Origin of the sequence: Rathayibacter rubneri, from assembly GCF_023743255.1 — a bacterium.
Taxonomy (GTDB): domain Bacteria; phylum Actinomycetota; class Actinomycetes; order Actinomycetales; family Microbacteriaceae; genus Rathayibacter; species Rathayibacter rubneri.
In genome coordinates this window covers 40218-57832 of sequence record NZ_JAMRYM010000004.1, presented here as the reverse complement: position 1 = coordinate 57832, position 17615 = coordinate 40218, and the positions used below count along the sequence as shown (strand labels likewise).

Here is a 17615-nt window from a genome sequence, read left to right as displayed (position 1 = left end):
TTCGTGCCGTAGACGACCGTTTCACGTGAAACGCCGCGCGGTCCACCCGCACCGGAGTGGAGTCGCTGCTCCCGAGCCCGTCGCCGGACCTCCCGGATAGGGTGGATCAACCCCAGCCTCCGCGCCGGGATCCCCGTCCGACGACCGAAGCGACGTGATCGTGATCAACCACGGAACCAATCTCGACCCCTGGTACGACTCCTACGCAGAGCGCACCGCCGGCCTGGCAGCCAGCGAGGTCAGAGCACTGTTCGCCGTGGCGTCCCGACCCGAGGTCGTATCGCTCGCGGGCGGTATGCCGTACGTCACCGCGCTGCCGCAGGACCTGGTGAGCAGTGCCATCGACTCCGTCATGCGGGAGCAGGGCCCGGTCGCACTGCAATACGGATCGGGTCAAGGTGTTCCGAAGCTGCGCGAGCAGATCCTCGACGTGGTGGCGCTCGAAGGGATCTCGGCCAGCGCGGACGACGTGGTCGTCACCACCGGATCACAGCACGCGCTCGAGCTCTTCTCGAAGATATTCCTCGACCCGGGTGATGTCGTCCTGTCCGAAGGCCCCAGCTATGTGACGGCCATGGTCATCTTCCGGTCCTACCAGGCCGAGATCGAGCACGTCGCCATGGACGAGCACGGTCTCATCCCCGCGGCGCTGCGGGAGCACATCGCCCGCGTGCGATCCTCGGGCAAGCGGATCAAGTTCCTTTACACCATCCCCACCTTCCACAATCCCGCGGGAGTCACCCTCAGCTGGGAGCGGCGGGTCGAGATCCTCGAGATCTGCAAGAGTGCGGGGATCCTCGTCCTCGAGGACAATCCGTACGGGCTCCTGTACTTCGACGGAGCACCGCCCAAAGCGATGCGGTCGCTCGAGGAGGACGGCGTCGTCTACCTGGGCACGTTCTCCAAGACCCTCGCACCCGGCTTCCGCGTCGGCTGGGCCCTCGCCCCGCACGCCATCCGCGAGCGTCTGATCCTAGCGAACGAGGCCGCAGTCCTCAGTCCCTCGTCGTTCAGTCAGCTGGTCATCTCGAAGTACCTCGACACCGCGGACTGGAGAGGGCAGATCGACATCTTCCGTGGCGTCTACCGGGAGCGGAAGGAGGCGATGCTGCGCGGACTCGAGACTCACCTGCCGTCTCTCTCGTGGACGGATCCGAGCGGCGGCTTCTACGTCTGGGTGACGCTTCCCGACGGACTCGATGCGAAGGCCATGCTCCCCCGCGCTGTGAAGGAGCTCGTGGCCTACACACCCGGCACCGCCTTCTACGGGAACGGAGACGGCCGCCGCAACATCCGGCTCTCCTTCTGCTACCCGACGCCCGAGCGGATCACTGAAGGGATCAGACGGCTCGCCAAGGTCATCGACGGCGAGCTCGAGCTGCTGTCGACCTTCGCCGGCGCGGGTGCTCGGCGCACCGTCGACACCGGCCGTCCGGTTCACGCCCTTCCTCCGACCATCGCCTGACGATCCCCGTCCGTCTCACCGTTCTGAAGAAGGCCTGGTCATGACCCCTTTCGCAGCCCATCCCCGCGCTCTCGACATCGTCGTGGTCAGCGGCGGGATCAGTCACGAGCGCGACGTGTCCCTCCGCTCGGGCCGCCGCGTGACGGATCGGCTCGTCGCCATGGGACACCGCGTCACGACCCGTGAACCGGACGCGGACCTGCTGCCGTTCCTCGTCTCTCGCCGACCGGACCTCGTCTGGCCGGCCGTCCACGGGGCAAGCGGAGAGGACGGGGCCCTGCTGGGGCTGCTCGAGGCCGCTGGCCTGCCCTACGTCGGCTCGGATGCGGATGCGGCCCGTCTCGCGTGGTTCAAGCCCACGGCGAAGACCCTGGTCCGGCGCGCCGGTCTCGCCACACCGGACTCCCTCACGCTCCCCCGCGACACCTTCCGTGAGCTCGGTGCGGCAGCGATCCTCTCGCAGGTCCGGGCGATGCTGCCCGGCGCACTGGTGGTGAAGCCCGCGCAGGGGGGATCAGCGCAAGGGGTCACCCTCGTCGACGAGGACTCCGAACTCCCCCGGGCCATGGTCGGGGCCTACACCTACGGAGATGTCGCCCTCATCGAACAGCGCATCCGAGGCGCGGAGATCGCCGTCGGTGTCATCGACCTCGGAGACGGACCCCTCGCCCTTCCTCCCGTCGAGATCGAACCGGTCGCCGGCTCGTACACGTTCGACGCGCGGTACAACGCCGGTGAGACAAGGTTCTTCACGCCGGCCCGGCTGGATGCTGGCACGATCGCAGAGGTCTCGCGAATCGCCGTCCGGATCCATGAGCTACTCGGCCTGCGCCATCTCTCGCGCATCGACTTCATCGTCTCCGCGGACGGTACGCCCTGGTTCTTCGACGCGAACGTGCTGCCCGGGATGACCGAGACCTCGCTGGTCCCCCAGGCCATCGAAGCGTCGGGCCGGTTCCTCGGTGATGTGTACTCGACCTTGGCTCATCTCGCGGCGGCACCTGCTCCATCTCGGGCCTGAGCCTGGATGCGAGGCGGGGTTTCCTCGCGGTGTTCCACGTGAAACAAGGTGGCGGTTGACCGGGATCCGCGCGTAGGCGCGGAAGAACCCAACCCCTGGGTGTTTCACGTGAAACATCTTCCGCAGCGCGAGCGGCGGGATATCGCCGATCTGTGGTGCGCTGCCCGATATGCATCGCAGGATTCGCGCGGATGAAGGCGTCGCCCCGCATCGCCGACGGAGAGCCTGGCTCGACAGCGATCCGCCAGACTAGCTTCTCGGCCATGTTTCGACGACATCGTCGTTTCACGTGAAACGCTCTGCCAGACTTCTCAACGTGGTGCTGCGAGCAGTCAGCTAGCGGACGCACCTGCCAGCCGGAGGGTCTTCTACCGGACTCGATCGCTCGGCCCCCCAGAGGTCCAGCACCGCATCAGCACGGCTCCATCGGGCACAGAAAAGCCCCGGCGGGGGAGACCACCGGGGCGTTTCACGTGAAACATCACCGCGCTACGGCGCGAGCGATACCTCGGAGGGCTCTCCGATCTCGGCCAGGATGCGGTTCAGGTCCTGAATCGTCGCGAAGTCGATGACCATCTGGCCTTTCCGAGCACCCAACGTCACCTTCACGCGGGTGTTCAAGCGGTCACCGAGGTGGTCGGCGATCGTGCTCAGGTGCCCGGCGTGTCCCCCGCGCTCCTCCGGCACTTCCCGAACGGACGTCCGCGGCTTCTTCATCTGAGCCGCTGCAGCCTCCGCGGCGCGGACCGACAGATCCTCGTTCACGATCTTGTCCGCGAGCCGTCGCATCTGATCGACATCCTCGAGCGACAGCACCGCACGAGCGTGTCCCGCCGTGAGTACTCCGGCAGCGACCCGCGCCTGCACATCGGCAGGCAGGCGGAGCAGGCGGAGCGTGTTCGAGATCTGGGGGCGGGACCGTCCGAGGCGCGACGCGAGCGCCTCCTGGGTGATCCCGAAATCGCTCAGGAGCTGCTGGTAGGCGGACGCCTCCTCGAGCGGGTTCAGCTCGGCCCTGTGCAGGTTCTCGAGCAGAGCATCGCGCAGCATGTTCTCGTCGGCGGTGTCCTTGATGACCGCGGGGATCGTCGTCAGTCCCGCCGCCTTCGACGCCCGGAACCGACGCTCGCCCATCACGAGCTCGAACTTCGCACCACCGCGGCCCGACACCGGACGCACGACGATGGGCTGCAGTACACCGAACTCGCGGACGCTGTGCACCAGCTCGGCGAGATCGTCCTGGTCGAACACGGCCCGGGGCTGCGCAGCATTCGGCACGATGTCGTCGAGGGGGAGTCGCGCCAGGCGTGCACCGGGAACATCCAGCAGATCGTCGGCCGGCTCCACTCCGACGTTCTGGTCCGGGAAGAAGACGTCGACGGGTCGAGACCGCGTCTCATCGCTGGTCGGGATCAGCGAACCGATCCCCCGGCCCAGTCCTGTACGCTTCGTCGCCATCAGCGTGCCTGCCCTTCGTTCTCGGTGGTAGCGGCCTTCCGTGCTCCTCTGCGGGCGATCTCCGCGGCCGCCTCGAGGTAGGCCAGCGAGCCGGAGGACTGCGGGTCGTAAGTGATCACGCTCTGCCCGTAACTCGGCGCCTCCGAGATGCGCACGTTCCGCGGAATGACCGCCCTGAGCACCTCCTTCGGGAAGTGCTCGCGCACGTCCGCGGCGACCTGGTGGGAGAGGTTGGTTCTGCCGTCGAACATGGTCAGCAGGATCGTCGACACGGCGAGCTTGGGATTCAGATGACGCTCGATCAGATCAATGTTTTTCAGCAGCTGGCTGAGTCCCTCCAGTGCGTAGTACTCGCACTGGATCGGGATGAGCACCTCGCGAGCGGCGACGAAGGCGTTGATCGTCAGGAGCCCGAGCGACGGCGGGCAGTCGATGAACACGTAGTCGAACGGCTCGTCCATGCCCTCGAGCATCCGATCGAGGGCTCGACGGAGCCGCTGCTCGCGCGCCACGAGGGACACGAGCTCGATCTCGGCGCCGGCGAGATGGATCGTCGCCGGAACGCCGTACAGCGAGTCGAACTCCGGGCTCTTCTGAACCACCTCGGCCAGGGGAGTGTCGTTGACGATGACGTCGTACACACTCCGCGTGTCAGCACGGTGCTCGATCCCCAGCGCGGTCGACGCGTTGCCCTGGGGGTCGAGGTCGATGACGAGGACTTTGGCATCGCCGCGTGCGAGCCCGGCAGCCAGGTTGACGGTGGTGGTGGTCTTGCCGACCCCGCCCTTCTGGTTCGAGATCGTGATCACACGGGTCGACTCGGGCTTCGGCAGCGGCTGCGCGTTCAGCAGCGCCCGCCGGCGGGTCATGTCGGCGATCTCGCGGGCCAGGGGAGTGGAGGAGTCGAAACCCCCGGCCTGTCCGGTCACGTCGGAATCGGGTCGTTTCACGTGAAACCTTCGCTCAGCAGATGGATCAGGGCGGGTGCCACCGGGGCCGGGAGTCGAGGATCCGAGACGGATCGCGTGCGACAGGGCCGGATCAACCCACTGTAGCCCGGACCACGCGCGTGACCTCGGAGAGCACGCCGTCGCCGAGTACGACGACCTCGGGCGACGAGACCTTGAAACGCCGGAGCACCTTCTCGGCCGCCAGGATCTCCTTCTCGGCGTTGATCCCCTTGAGCAGCACGAGTTCGCCGCCCGGCCGCAGCAGCGGTGCTGTCAGAGGGATGAGCTTCGAGAGAGCACTGACAGCCCGCGCCGTCACCTGGTCGAGCGGCTCCGGAAGGCGGACCTCCTCGGCACGAGCTCGGAGAACTGAGACATTCTCGAGTCCGAGCTCGTCGACCTGCTCGCGGAGCCAGACGATGCGCCGCTCCATCGGCTCGATGAGCACGAAGCGCACATCGGGCCGCACGATGCCCAGGACGAGGCCGGGGAGACCCGCACCACTACCGACGTCGCCTACCAGCCCCGGACGCAGCAGAGGGGCTACCAGGGCGCTGTTGAGCACGTGGCGGGTCCAGAGGCGGGGGAGCTCGAGCGGGCCGATGAGCCCGCGCTCCTCGCCCTGCGCGGAGAGCGACTGTGTGAACCGGCGCAAGACCGGCAGTCGGTCGCCGGCGATCGCGGCTGCCGCGGCGGGTTCCGCCTCGAGAGTCGGCTCCACGGATCTCAGCCGCGGGTGATGACGGTGTGGCGCTCTCGCGCCTCGCCGCGCGACTCCGACACGAAGCCCCGCTCGCCCACCATGTCGTGCACCAGCTTGCGCTCGTACGACGACATCGGGGGCAGGGACGCCGAGGTGGCGCCCTCCTCGATGCGCTCGATGGCCCGGTCGACGAGCTGCGCGAGCTCGGTCTCGCGGGCGTCGCGCGAGCCGCCGATGTCGAGGATGAGCCGCGAGAAGGCACCGGTGCGGGTCTGCACCGCGAGACGGGTCAGCTCCTGCAGCGCCTGAACGGCATCGGGGCGGGACAGCACGCGGAGGTTCGAGTCTCCGGACGCGGTCACGGACAGGTAGGCGCGGCCGTTCCGCACCTCGATGTCGATGTCGCCGTCGAGGTCGCAGATGTCGAGGAACTCCTCGATGTAGTCCGCGGCGACGTCGCCCTCGTCCTCGAGCTGCTTGAGGGTCGACTCCGGAGCCGGGGCGGCACTGTCGCCGGCGGGCACGATCGTGGACTCGTCCACGGCGGGCGCACCGTCGAACGACGGGGCCTGCACGGGAACGGAGGTGGTCTGCGTCGAGTCGGTCATGACGGTCCTACTTCTTTCCGGCTTGCTTCTTGGCGCGGTTCTTGCCGACCGGCTGCTGGCGCTGAACGGCCTTCTTCTCGACGAGCGTGGTCTCGCCGGCGACGTTCGTCTCCTCGACGAGCTTCCCCTTGCGGCGCAGGCGCTCCTCGCGGGCCTTGGCGGCCTCGCTGCCGGGGGTGGGCATGTTCCGGATGACGATGAACTGCTGGACCATCGTCCAGATGTTCGAGGTCAGCCAGTAGAACATCACGCCGAGGGGGAACGCGAAGCCCGAGAAGGCGAACACGAGGGGGAGGATGTAGAGCAGGATCCGCTGCTGCTTGAAGGTCGGCGAGGCCTTGGCCTCGGGCGACATGTTCTTCGAGACGATCTGCAGCTGGGTGATGAACTGCGAGGCGGTCATCAGGACGACCATGATGACGGCGATGACGACCACGAGCTCCTGGCCGCCCTCCTGCAGGGCGCCCTGGATCGACTGGTGCAGCGGGGCGATGCCGAAGAGGTTCGCCTCGCCGAACTGACGGGCGAGGGCCGCGTCGAGGGGTCCGACGCCCCGCTCGCTCCGCTGGGCGTCGTTCAGCACCGAGAAGAGGCTGAAGAAGATCGGCATCTGGATCAGCAGCGGCAGACAGGAGGCGAGCGGGTTGGTGCCCGTGCGCTTGTAGAGCTCCATGGTCTCGCGCGACATCGCCTCGCGAGAGAGCTGGTCGCGCTTGCCCTTGTACTTGTCCTGGATCTTCTTGAGCTGCGGCGCCACCTCCATCATGCGGCGCTGGCTCTTGATCTGCTTCACGAAGATCGGGATCAGAGCGGCACGGATGACGAGGACGAGGCCCACGATCGACAGCACCCAGGTGATGCCGGCCGCCGCCTCCAGACCGGTCAGCGTCAGCAGCTGATGGAAGGCGACGAGGATCAGCTCGACGACCCATTTGAGGGGCCAGAGGATCGTGCCAAGGAGGTCCATGGGAGGGGGTCAGTCCTTTCGAGGGCCCGCGACGAACCCGAGACGCGTCACAGCGAATCGGATGCGGCCCGGAGCCGGCCGGTGCAGAGGGATCGAGGTCGGTACGTCGTCGACGCCGCCGGCCGCCCACGGGTGGCAGCGGAGGAGTCGACGCGCAGCGAGGACGGAGCCGAGGACGAGTCCGTGGAGCTGGACGGCCTGCAGCGCGTACGAGGAGCACGAGGGGTAGTAGCGGCAGACGTCGCCGTACAGAGGGGAGACGACGGTTCGGTAGACCAGCAGGAGCAGGATCCCGAGATTGCGGGGGAGCAGCAGCAGGCCCCAGCCCAGCCGCGCAGGCCACGAGAGCGAGCGGTCGACGACGGAGGTGGTCACGAACGGACCTCGGACGACCGGCCGGACCGCGGGTTCCGCGACATCGCGCCCACGACCTCCCGGCGGAGATCCGCCCACGGAGCCGTCGCGCTGCTCGGCAGCGCACGGATGACGACGTCGGTGCCGTGCTCGGTCTGCGCCAGCAGTTCGAACGCGATCGCCTTCAGGCGCCGGCGCACGGTGTTGCGTGTCACGGCCGAGCCGACGGTCTTGGCCACGATGAAGCCGAACCGCGGGGGAGTCGCCGAAGACGACCTCCGGACATACGTGACGGTGTGCGGTCCTGTGGACCGCACACCGCGACGGACGACTGCCCGGTACTCGTCACCTCGGACGATGCGATTGGCTCTGGCCAGCACCGCTGGTCGGTACCAGTGGGCTCTACGCCGAGAGCTCGGTGCGGCCCTTGGCGCGGCGCGCGCTCAGGATGCCGCGGCCGGCGCGGGTGCGCATGCGCAGGCGGAAGCCGTGCACCTTGGCGCGACGACGGTTGTTCGGCTGGAAGGTTCGCTTGCTCATAGTTCAATCTCCACGTACGTGTTCCTCGGTACCGGCGGGGCGACCGCCGGGGCGGTGCTCCGGTCTCCCGGGAAGAAAGGGAGCCCGGCTCCGATCAGGACGTGTCCCTGAGGACCGACCGAGCGACCCCGGGCAGGCGTCAACTGATTAAAACTACGGCCTGTCCCGCCACCGGTCAAATGGGACCGGGCCGAAACCTCGATTCTGCCCGCGCGGCGGCGGGTTCCGCGCATTGACACGCGGAGGCGGCTGTGGTGGATTTGTCTCCCGTCGGCTCCTTCGTTACCGTGTTGAGCCGCAGTTATCCACAGGCACAGACCCCCTGTTCCCGCGTCCGCGCTGGCATCGGCTCCCTCCTGTGGAGGGCCCTGTGGACGACGTTCGACCCCGGGTCGGGCCGGATCACCGACGGAATCCGCGCGTTCGCAGTGCGAACGGCGCCGCCGCACGGCGATGAGCATTTCGACAGCGACCGAGGACCGGAGACAGATGCCAGAGGACACGTCGATCGTCGACGCGTGGAAGGTGATCCTCGGGGCCCTCTCGCAGGACGATCGCATCACGGCTCCGCTCTACGGATTCGTCTCGCTCGTGGAGCCCAAGGGCATCATGGCGGGCACCTTCTATCTGGAGGTCCCGAACGAGTTCACCCGCGGCATGCTCGAGCAGCGCGTGCGCGTGCCGCTCCTCAGTGCCATCGGCACCCTCGACGACTCCTTCGGCGTCTCGACCTTCGCCTTCGTCGTGAACCCGGACATCGAGCACGAGCCGCTGATCTCGCCCGCCTCGTCCGAGTCGCTGAACCCGTTCGAGCCGATCACCGGTTCCTCCCCCGCGGTCGCCCCGGTGCGCGTGGTGGAGGAGATGCGGACCGTCCCGGCGACGGACACCCGGCTGAACCCCAAGTACAGCTTCGACAACTTCGTCATCGGCGGGTCCAACCGGTTCGCGCACGCCGCGGCGGTCGCGGTCGCGGAGGCGCCGGCCAAGGCCTACAACCCGCTCTTCGTCTACGGCGACTCCGGACTGGGCAAGACCCATCTCCTGCACGCCATCGGCCACTACGCGATGAGCCTCTATCCGGGCATCCGCGTGCGCTACGTGTCGTCCGAGGAGTTCACCAACGACTTCATCAACTCGATCGCCAACAACCGGGGCAACGCGTTCCACGGCCGGTACCGCAACGTCGACATCCTCCTGATCGACGACATCCAGTTCCTGCAGGGCAAGGCGGAGACGCAGGAGGCGTTCTTCCACACCTTCAACCAGCTGCACGATCACAACAAGCAGGTCGTGATCACGTCCGACCTGCCGCCGAAGGCCCTGACGGGGTTCGAGGACCGGATGCGCTCCCGCTTCGAGTGGGGCCTCATCACCGATGTCCAGGCGCCCGACCTCGAGACGCGCATCGCGATCCTCCGCAAGAAGGCCGTCAGCGAGAAGCTGCTCGTGCCCGACGACATCCTCGAGTTCATGGCGTCGAAGGTGTCGAGCAACATCCGCGAGCTCGAGGGGACCCTCATCCGCGTCACCGCGTTCGCGAGCCTCAACCGCACCCCGGTCGACATGTCGCTCGTGCAGACGGTGCTCAAGGACCTGATCACGCTCGACGAGGACAACGTCATCTCGCCGGTCGACATCATCAATCACACCGCGGACTACTTCAAGCTCACGGTCGACGACCTCTACGGCTCGTCCCGCTCGCAGGCCGTCGCCACCGCACGTCAGATCGCGATGTACCTCTGCCGCGAGCTGACCAACCTGTCGCTGCCCAAGATCGGCCAGCTCTTCGGCAACCGCGACCACACGACGGTCATGTACGCGAACAAGAAGATCTCGGAGCTCATGAAGGAGCGCCGCAGCATCTACAACCAGGTCACCGAGCTGACCACCCGCATCAAGACGAACCGCTAGGCGCCCGTCGCCCTGCTGGTCGAGCAGCCGCGCAGCGACCCCTTCTGCTGGTCGAGCAGCCGCGCAGCGGCGTATCGAGACCCGCCCTCCCGATGACGGGGATCTCGATACGCGACCTGCGACCGCTACTCGATCAGCAAGTAGGGAGACGGCCGTCCCCGGACCTCTCCTTCCGCTGGTCGAGCAGCCGCGCAGCGGCGTATCGAGACCCGCCCTCCCGATGACGGGGATCTCGATACGCGACCTGCGACCGCTACTCGATCAGCAGAAGCGAGACGGACCCTCCCCCTCCGCTGGTCGAGCAGCCGCGCGGCGGCGTATCGAGACCCGACCTCGGCGACTCCGACACGCCGTCGCACCCCTCCGCGTTCGACGCATCGAACGGATTCCGGCGCTTTCCACACGTGTGCAGAACCTGTGGATAACTGTGGACAACCGAGCTCGAACTGTGCGGCCGATCGACCCGCCTGTGGAATCCGGTCGACCCGCTCGGATCTCTCAACAGGGCGTCCACCGGCGCGCTCACAACTCCTCCACAGAGGCGGGGGGTCCGGATGCCAGTCGGGAGTAGGGGACGTCAGCGCTTTCCACAGTTTCCACACGTGTTAACACTGTTAACGCAGTTCTCTCTTTAATCAGGGCGCGAACGACAACCTTGTGGAGGACGCGGGAAGCGGTCGACGGAGTCCACCCCTTCTGAGTGCGACGAGACACCCGGGTACGATGGGCGACGGTCTTCGTCCGCGACTCGTCAGGGGTGTTCTCGTGAGGTTCCAAGCCAACCGCGATGTCTTCAGCGAGGCCGTGTCCTTCGCGGTCAAGCTGCTGCCGCAGCGCACCACCCTGCCGATCCTCTCCGGCGTCCTCATCGAGGCGACGAGCGAGGGCCTCACGCTCTCCTCCTTCGACTACGAGGTCTCGGCGCAGACGCAGATCGCCGCCGACGTCGAGGAGACCGGAACGGTCCTCGTCTCCGGGCGCCTCCTCGCCGACATCGCCAACCGTCTGCCCAACGCGCCCGTCCGCGTCGCGACGGAGGAGTCCCGCGTGACGGTCGCGGCCGGATCCGCGCGCTTCACGCTGCTGCAGATGCCCGTGGAGGAGTACCCGTCGATCCCCGAGATCGACGCGTCGACCGGGCTGGTCCCCGCCGACGCCTTCTCGGCCGCCATCTCTCAGGTCGCCGTCGCCGCCTCCCGCGACGACGTGACTCCGGTGATCACCGGCGTGCAGCTCGAGATCACCGAGAACACCATCGGCCTCGTCGCGACGGACCGCTACCGCGTCGCCGTCCGCGAGATCGACTGGGACAACGGCGACAACCCCGCTCCGAGCCAGCCGCTCACCGCTCTCGTGCCGGCGCGGACCCTGCAGGAGGTCGGCAAGACGTTCGGCCACTCCGGCACCGTCTCGGTCGCGATCACGCAGCGCGACGAGCGCGAGCTCATCGCCTTCACCGCCGACCGCAAGACGGTCACGTCGCTCCTGATCAAGGGGAACTTCCCCCCGGTGAAGCGCCTCTTCCCCGCCTCCGTCGAGAACTACGCGGTCATGGCGACCAGCGACCTCATCGAGGCCACGCGCCGCGTCTCGCTCGTCCTCGAGCGCGAGGCCGCCCTCCGCTTCAGCTTCAGCAGCGACGGCCTCACCCTCGAGGCCATCGGATCGGAGCAGGCGCAGGCGTCCGAGAGCATCGACGCGATCCTGACGGGCGGCGATGTGGTCGTCTCGCTCAAGCCGCAGTTCCTGCTCGACGGGCTCGCCGCGGTGCACTCGGAGTTCGTGCGCATCGCGTTCACGAAGACCGAGAACCCCAACAAGCCCGGTCCGGTCCTCCTCACGGCCCAGACCTCGCGCGAGCAGCCCGGCAACGACAGCTACCGCTACCTGCTGCAGCCCAACCTGCTCCTGCGCTGACCCCCCTCATCGATCGCACCGTCGCGACCCTCCCCGCTCCCGACGAGCGCCCGCCCGCCGGCTCATGAATCCAGGAAGGTTCACCATGCACATCGGACTCGTCGGACTCGGCAAGATGGGCGACAACATGCGCTCCCGCCTCCGTGAGAAGGGAGTGGAGGTGACCGGATACGACCGCAACCCGGACGTCTCCGACGCCGCCTCCCTCGACGACATGATCGCGGCCCTGCCCACCCCCCGCGTCGTGTGGGTCATGGTCCCCGCCGGAGCGATCACCGACAGTGTCGTCACCGACCTGTCCGAGAAGCTCTCCGAGGGCGACCTCGTCATCGACGGCGGCAACTCCCGTTTCACCGAGGACTTCAAGCACGACGCGCTCCTGAAGCCCAAGGGGATCCACTACATCGACGCCGGCGTCTCGGGCGGCGTCTGGGGCCTCGAGAACGGCTACGGCCTCATGGTCGGCGGCCCGAGCGAGCTCGTCGAGTACGCGATGCCCGTCTTCGACGCGCTGCGCCCCGAGGGACCCCGCGAGGAGGGCTTCGTCCACGTGGGCGAGGTCGGCGCGGGCCACTACGCGAAGATGGTGCACAACGGCATCGAGTACGCGCTCATGCAGGCGTTCGCCGAGGGCTACGAGCTGCTCGACACGCGCAAGGACATCATCAAGGACGTCACCGGCACCTTCAAGGCGTGGCAGCGCGGCACGGTCGTGCGCTCCTGGCTCCTCGAGCTCCTCGTCCGCGCTCTCGAGCAGGACCCGGAGTTCGAGCACATCGAGGGCTACGTCCAGGATTCCGGCGAGGGTCGCTGGACCATCGAGGAGGCCATCAACAACGCCGTCCCGGTGCCCACGATCAGCGCCTCGATCTTCGCGCGCTTCGTCTCCCGCCAGGAGGACTCCCCCGCGATGAAGGCCGTGGCGGCGCTGCGGAACCAGTTCGGCGGGCACTCCGTCAAAGCCGTCGACTGAGTCGACGGGCTCGGACCGGCTGCGCCGGTCCTCGCGGCGGTCGGCTTCTCGGGATGGTCGCGTTCCGCAGAGCCGGCCGCGTCCGACGCCCTGCGGCCCGCCGCCACCCTGAGGCAGGAGATGCTCTCAGGGCGTCGGCGGGCCTCCGGCCGCCTGCTGCGTTCATCGGCGAGGACCGCCTGCTGCGGTCCTCGCGGCGGTCGGCTTCCTGAGGCGGTCACGTCTCGCAGAGCCGGTCACGTCCGTCGACCTGCGGCCCGCCGCCACCCTGAGGCAGGAGATGCTCTCACGGCGTCGGCGGGCCTCCGGCCGCCTCCTTCCTTGCTCACAGGGGACCGCGTCCTTCGGACGGCGGGGGTTCGTCCTCTCCGCTCGGCGTGCATCCCCCTGCTGGTCGAGTAGCCCCGAAGGGGCGTATCGAGACCCGGATGCGCCGGAGGTCGGGCCTGGAGGAGGCGTGAGGCGAGACCCGTGGGGATCGGAGGAGGAGCGGCCCTCAGGAGGGTCGGGCAGAGTGGGACGGAGGAGGTGGTGACGTGCACGTGGTGCAGCTGGCGCTGAGCGACTTCCGGAACTACGGATCCGTCGACGTCGCGCTCGTGCCCGGGCCGAACCTCTTCGTGGGGCGCAACGGACAGGGCAAGACGAACCTGGTCGAGTCGCTCGGGTACCTCTCCACTCTGGGGTCGCACCGGGTCTCGAGCGATCAGGCGCTCATCCGGGCGGGCCGGGACAGCGCCGTGGTGCGGGCGCGTCTCCGCAACGGCGACCGCGAGCTGCTGGCCGAGGTCCAGATCAACCGCTCCTCCCCCAACCGCGCCCAGATCAACCGCGGCGGCATCAAGCCGCGCGAGCTGCCCCGCTTCTTCTCGAGCGTCCTCTTCGCACCGGAGGACCTCCTCCTGATCCGCGGCGACCCGTCGGCCCGGCGCCGCTTCCTCGACCAGCTGGTGATCCTCCTCTCGCCCCGGATGAGCGCGGTGCATGCCGACTACGAGCGGGTGCTGCGCCAGCGCAATTCGCTGCTGAAGTCGGCGCGGGCCAGCGGCATCCGCGACGTGTCGAAGCTGGGCACCCTCGACATCTGGGACGAGCGGCTGATCGCCCTCGGCTCCGAGATCATGCAGTCGCGCCTCGCTCTCGTCGACGAGCTGAGCGGACCGGTGCGCCGCGCCTACGAGGCGGTGGCCGGGGCGGACCAGCGGCCGGTCCTGCGCTCGCGCCTGAGCATCGAGGGCGCGGTCGACGACGACGGCGAGCCCGTCGAGAGCGCCGAGCCGGGAGCCCCCGTCGAGCGCGCAGGACTGACCGACGCGTTCGCGACGGCCCTCACGGCGGTGCGCCGCAAGGAGCTCGACCGCGGGATCTCGCTGGTCGGGCCGCACCGCGACGACGTGCAGTTCGAGCTGAACGACCTGCCGGCCAAGGGGTACGCGAGCCACGGCGAGAGCTGGTCGTTCGCCCTCGCCCTGAAGCTGGGCGCCGCGGAGCTGCTGCGCCGCGACTCCCCCATGGGCGATCCCGTCCTGATGCTCGACGACGTGTTCGCCGAGCTGGACGCGCGCCGCCGCGAGCGTCTCGCCTCCGTCGTCGCCGACTACGAGCAGGTGCTCATCACCGCGGCGGTCTTCGACGACGTGCCGGCCGCCCTGGCCGCGCACACCGTGAGGATCGAGGCGGGCAGCATCGTCGAGCCCGAGACTCCGGGCGGTGCGGCGATCGCACCGGACCCGGACGTCTCCGGGTCGGCGCGGCCGGACGCGGCGACGGAGCCGGACGTCGCCGACTCCGAGCAGTCGGCCGACGCGGCACCCGACGCCGACGCCGAGCCCGCCGTCGAGGAGTCGGCCCGTGGCTGACACCCCTCGTCGCGGCTCCCCCGCGCCCGAGACCGAGGCCGCGCGCGTCTACCGCCACCTCAAGGAGGTGTTCGGCGGCGACGGGCCGCGCCGCATCCGCAGGACCGTCGAGCGCGCGGAGCCCAAGGGCGACGCGATCCCGTTCGGCAAGGGGCGCGACCCGCACGACCTCGGCGACGTGCTCGAGTCGCTCACCCGCAAGATGGATTGGACCGCGCCTCTCGCACAGGGCGACCTCATCTCGTCGTGGACGGCGATCGCCGGCGAGGAGACCGCGAAGCACTCCACTCCACTGGGCGTCGTCGACGGAGTGCTGAGCGTCGCGTGCGAGTCGACGGCCTGGGCGACGCAGCTGCGGCTCATGCGGATCGAGATCATGAACCACATCGCGGTGAACTACCCCGAGGCAGGGATCGCGTCGATCCGATTCCAGGGCCCTGACGTACCGAACTGGAAAAGGGGCCCCAGGTCGATTCCAGGGCGTGGTCCGCGCGATACCTACGGCTGACGACGCATTTTCGGTCGACCCCGTCGATTCAGGGCGTCAGATCGCCGCAGAGAGCCGCGGATCGTCCCGTCGCGCGGTAGAATGGAGGGCCGCCGAACCGCGGCGACGCCGTTCCCGAGTCCGTTCGGGAGCAGCGCGGTCCACCACTCGTGGGACTCGCGCACCGGGAGCGATCTCCAGATCCTCCCCCGCGTCGCATCGGACCGTCAGAGGAGAACTCCACAGCTATGACATCTGAGCCGACCGACTCCACGTCAGCCCCCGCAGCGAACGACCTGGACGCGAACGGCTCCACCGACGCCCCGTCCTCCGGGATGTCGACCAAGTCCTCCGGCGACTACGGTGCCAGCCAGATCCAGGTCCTCGAGGGTCTCGAGGCGGTGCGCAAGCGCCCCGGCATGTACATCGGATCCACGGGGCCGCGCGGTCTGCACCACCTGGTCTACGAGATCGTCGACAACGCCGTCGACGAGGCGCTGGCCGGGTACTGCGACAGCATCGAGGTCGTCATGCGCGCCGACGGAGGCGTGACCGTCGCCGACAACGGCCGCGGCATCCCCGTCGACATGCACCCGACCGAGGGCATCTCGACCGTCGAGCTCGTCCTGACCGTGCTGCACGCCGGCGGCAAGTTCGGCGGCGGCGGCTACGCGGTTTCCGGCGGACTCCACGGCGTCGGCTCCTCCGTCGTCAACGCCCTCTCGACGAAGCTCGAGGTCGAGGTGAAGCGCCAGGGCTCGGTCTACCGCATGTCCTTCGCCGACGGCGTGCCCGTGGCGCCGCTCGAGAAGGGCGAGGCGAGCGACGAGACCGGCACCACGATCACCTTCTGGCCCAACGGTGAGATCTTCGAGACCACCGAGTTCGACTACGAGACCCTCCGCGCCCGGTTCCAGCAGATGGCGTTCCTCAACAAGGGCCTGCGGATCGCGCTGACCGACCAGAACGAGGTCGAGTTCGACGGCGAGGGCGAGGACGAGACCGTGGGCGTCCGCGGCGACGTCTTCCACTACGAGAAGGGCCTCGTCGACTACGTCGAGTACATCAACTCGCTCAAGAAGTCCGATCTCGTGCACTCCGAGATCATCGACTTCGAGAGCGAGGACAAGGAGCGCCGCATCTCGCTCGAGGTCGCGATGCAGTGGACGACGGCGTACACCGAGAGCGTCCACACCTACGCGAACACGATCAACACCCACGAGGGCGGCACCCACGAGGAGGGCTTCCGCGCGGCGCTCACCACCCTCGTGAACAAGTACGCCCGGGCCAAGAACCTCCTCAAGGAGAAGGACGACAACCTGTCGGGCGAGGACATCCGCGAAGGTCTCACCGCGGTCGTCTCGATCAAGCTCGGCGAGCCGCAGTTCGAGGGCCAGACGAAGACCAAGCTCGGCAACACCGAGGCGAAGGCGTTCGTGCAGCGCGTGACCGGTGAGCAGCTCGCGGACTGGTTCGACCGCAACCCCACCCAGGCCAGGGACATCATCAGCAAGTCCATCCAGGCCGCGTCGGCTCGGATGGCGGCCCGCAAGGCGCGCGAGACCGCCCGACGCAAGGGACTGCTCGAGGGCGGCGGCATGCCCGGCAAGCTCAAGGACTGCCAGTCGAAGGATCCGTCGCTCTCCGAGATCTTCATCGTCGAGGGCGACTCGGCGGGCGGATCCGCGGTGCAGGGCCGCAATCCCGAGACGCAGGCGATCCTCCCCCTCCGCGGCAAGATCCTGAACGTCGAGAAGGCGCGCCTGGACCGCGCCCTCGGCAACAACGAGGTCCAGGCCATGATCACGGCGTTCGGCGCCGGCATCGGCGAGGACTTCAACCCCGACAAGGCGCGGTACCACAAGATCATCCTGATGGCCGACGCCGACGTCGACGGCCAGCACATCACGACGCTCCTGCTGACGCTCCTGTTCCGCTACATGCGACCGCTGATCGATCTCGGCTACGTCTACCTCGCGCAGCCGCCGCTGTACCGCCTCAAGTGGTCGAACTCGCCCCACGAGTACGTCTACAGCGACCGCGAGCGCGACGCTCTGCTCGCGCACGGCGCCGCGTCGAACAAGCGCATGCCGAAGGAGAACGGGATCCAGCGCTACAAGGGTCTCGGCGAGATGGACTACAAGGAGCTGTGGGAGACCACGATGGACCCGGCCACCCGGACCCTGCTCCAGGTCACGCTCGACGACGCGGCCGCCGCCGACGAGATCTTCTCGACCCTGATGGGCGAGGACGTCGAGTCGCGTCGCTCCTTCATCCAGAAGAACGCGAAGGACGTGCGCTTCCTCGACATCTAGATGTCGAGAAAGCGCACGTCCTTCGAAAGGCGGCAGCCGGGCGGTCCAGTGGACCGCCCTCGCAACCACCTCGAGGACGTGACG

At 68.2% G+C, this 17615-nt stretch carries 16 protein-coding genes; 8 read left to right on the top strand and 8 right to left on the bottom strand.

Going from position 1 to position 17615, the window contains the following annotated elements:
• Window positions 1-163: 163 nt before the first annotated feature.
• Both NB037_RS02785 and NB037_RS02780 read left to right on the top strand, forming a co-directional pair.
• Window positions 164-1465 (top strand): aminotransferase-like domain-containing protein, encoded by a 1302-nt coding sequence (locus NB037_RS02785; RefSeq protein WP_251943491.1) that lies wholly within the window; start codon window positions 164-166, stop codon window positions 1463-1465.
• Window positions 1466-1505: 40 nt separating this feature from the next.
• A complete protein-coding gene (locus NB037_RS02780; protein ID WP_251943450.1) occupies window positions 1506-2486 on the top strand; it encodes a D-alanine--D-alanine ligase family protein in 981 nt (326 codons plus the stop codon).
• Window positions 2487-2975: 489 nt separating this feature from the next.
• Here the strand turns inward: NB037_RS02780 and NB037_RS02775 are convergent, their stop codons facing one another.
• The 8 genes from NB037_RS02775 to rpmH form a co-directional block, all read right to left on the bottom strand.
• Window positions 2976-3944: a ParB/RepB/Spo0J family partition protein gene (locus tag NB037_RS02775; protein ID WP_251943449.1), complete on the bottom strand. Its 969-nt coding sequence runs from the start codon at window positions 3942-3944 to the stop codon at window positions 2976-2978.
• Window positions 3944-4894, bottom strand: a complete 951-nt coding sequence (locus tag NB037_RS02770; RefSeq protein WP_308202037.1) for a ParA family protein — start codon at window positions 4892-4894, stop codon at window positions 3944-3946. The genes NB037_RS02775 and NB037_RS02770 overlap by 1 nt, the downstream gene beginning before the upstream one ends.
• Window positions 4895-4985: 91 nt before the next feature.
• A complete protein-coding gene (gene rsmG / locus NB037_RS02765) occupies window positions 4986-5615 on the bottom strand; it encodes a 16S rRNA (guanine(527)-N(7))-methyltransferase RsmG (RefSeq protein WP_251943447.1) in 630 nt (209 codons plus the stop codon).
• 5 nt (window positions 5616-5620) lie between these two features.
• Window positions 5621-6205 (bottom strand): Jag family protein, encoded by a 585-nt coding sequence (locus tag NB037_RS02760; protein WP_251943445.1) that lies wholly within the window; start codon window positions 6203-6205, stop codon window positions 5621-5623.
• A 7-nt stretch (window positions 6206-6212) separates the two neighbouring features.
• The gene (yidC, locus tag NB037_RS02755; RefSeq protein WP_207403319.1) at window positions 6213-7172 is read right to left on the bottom strand and encodes a membrane protein insertase YidC; all 960 of its coding nucleotides are present in this window, start codon (window positions 7170-7172) and stop codon (window positions 6213-6215) included.
• A gap of 9 nt (window positions 7173-7181) precedes the next feature.
• Window positions 7182-7547, bottom strand: a complete 366-nt coding sequence (gene yidD / locus NB037_RS02750; protein WP_372490681.1) for a membrane protein insertion efficiency factor YidD — start codon at window positions 7545-7547, stop codon at window positions 7182-7184.
• Window positions 7544-7906 (bottom strand): ribonuclease P protein component, encoded by a 363-nt coding sequence (gene rnpA, locus NB037_RS02745; protein WP_308202036.1) that lies wholly within the window; start codon window positions 7904-7906, stop codon window positions 7544-7546. The genes yidD and rnpA overlap by 4 nt, the downstream gene beginning before the upstream one ends.
• Before the next feature lie 22 nt (window positions 7907-7928).
• A complete protein-coding gene (gene rpmH / locus NB037_RS02740) occupies window positions 7929-8066 on the bottom strand; it encodes a 50S ribosomal protein L34 (RefSeq protein WP_055784512.1) in 138 nt (45 codons plus the stop codon).
• Between the two features lie 453 nt (window positions 8067-8519).
• Here rpmH and dnaA point away from each other — a divergent pair, with 453 nt between their 5' ends.
• The 6 genes from dnaA (at window position 8520) to gyrB (ending at window position 17531) form a co-directional block, all read left to right on the top strand.
• A complete protein-coding gene (gene dnaA, locus NB037_RS02735) occupies window positions 8520-9980 on the top strand; it encodes a chromosomal replication initiator protein DnaA (protein WP_372490679.1) in 1461 nt (486 codons plus the stop codon).
• A 765-nt stretch (window positions 9981-10745) separates the two neighbouring features.
• Window positions 10746-11897 (top strand): DNA polymerase III subunit beta, encoded by a 1152-nt coding sequence (dnaN, locus tag NB037_RS02730; protein WP_251943439.1) that lies wholly within the window; start codon window positions 10746-10748, stop codon window positions 11895-11897.
• Window positions 11898-11982: 85 nt separating this feature from the next.
• The gene (gene gnd, locus NB037_RS02725; RefSeq protein WP_251943437.1) at window positions 11983-12870 is read left to right on the top strand and encodes a phosphogluconate dehydrogenase (NAD(+)-dependent, decarboxylating); all 888 of its coding nucleotides are present in this window, start codon (window positions 11983-11985) and stop codon (window positions 12868-12870) included.
• Window positions 12871-13406: 536 nt separating this feature from the next.
• Entirely contained in the window at window positions 13407-14729 is a 1323-nt protein-coding gene (gene recF, locus NB037_RS02720) for a DNA replication/repair protein RecF (RefSeq protein ID WP_251943434.1), read from the top strand.
• The gene (locus NB037_RS19785; RefSeq protein WP_251943432.1) at window positions 14722-15237 is read left to right on the top strand and encodes a DciA family protein; all 516 of its coding nucleotides are present in this window, start codon (window positions 14722-14724) and stop codon (window positions 15235-15237) included. The genes recF and NB037_RS19785 overlap by 8 nt, the downstream gene beginning before the upstream one ends.
• 314 nt (window positions 15238-15551) lie before the next feature.
• Window positions 15552-17531 (top strand): DNA topoisomerase (ATP-hydrolyzing) subunit B, encoded by a 1980-nt coding sequence (gene gyrB / locus NB037_RS02710; RefSeq protein WP_251943487.1) that lies wholly within the window; start codon window positions 15552-15554, stop codon window positions 17529-17531.
• Window positions 17532-17615 lie beyond the last annotated feature (84 nt).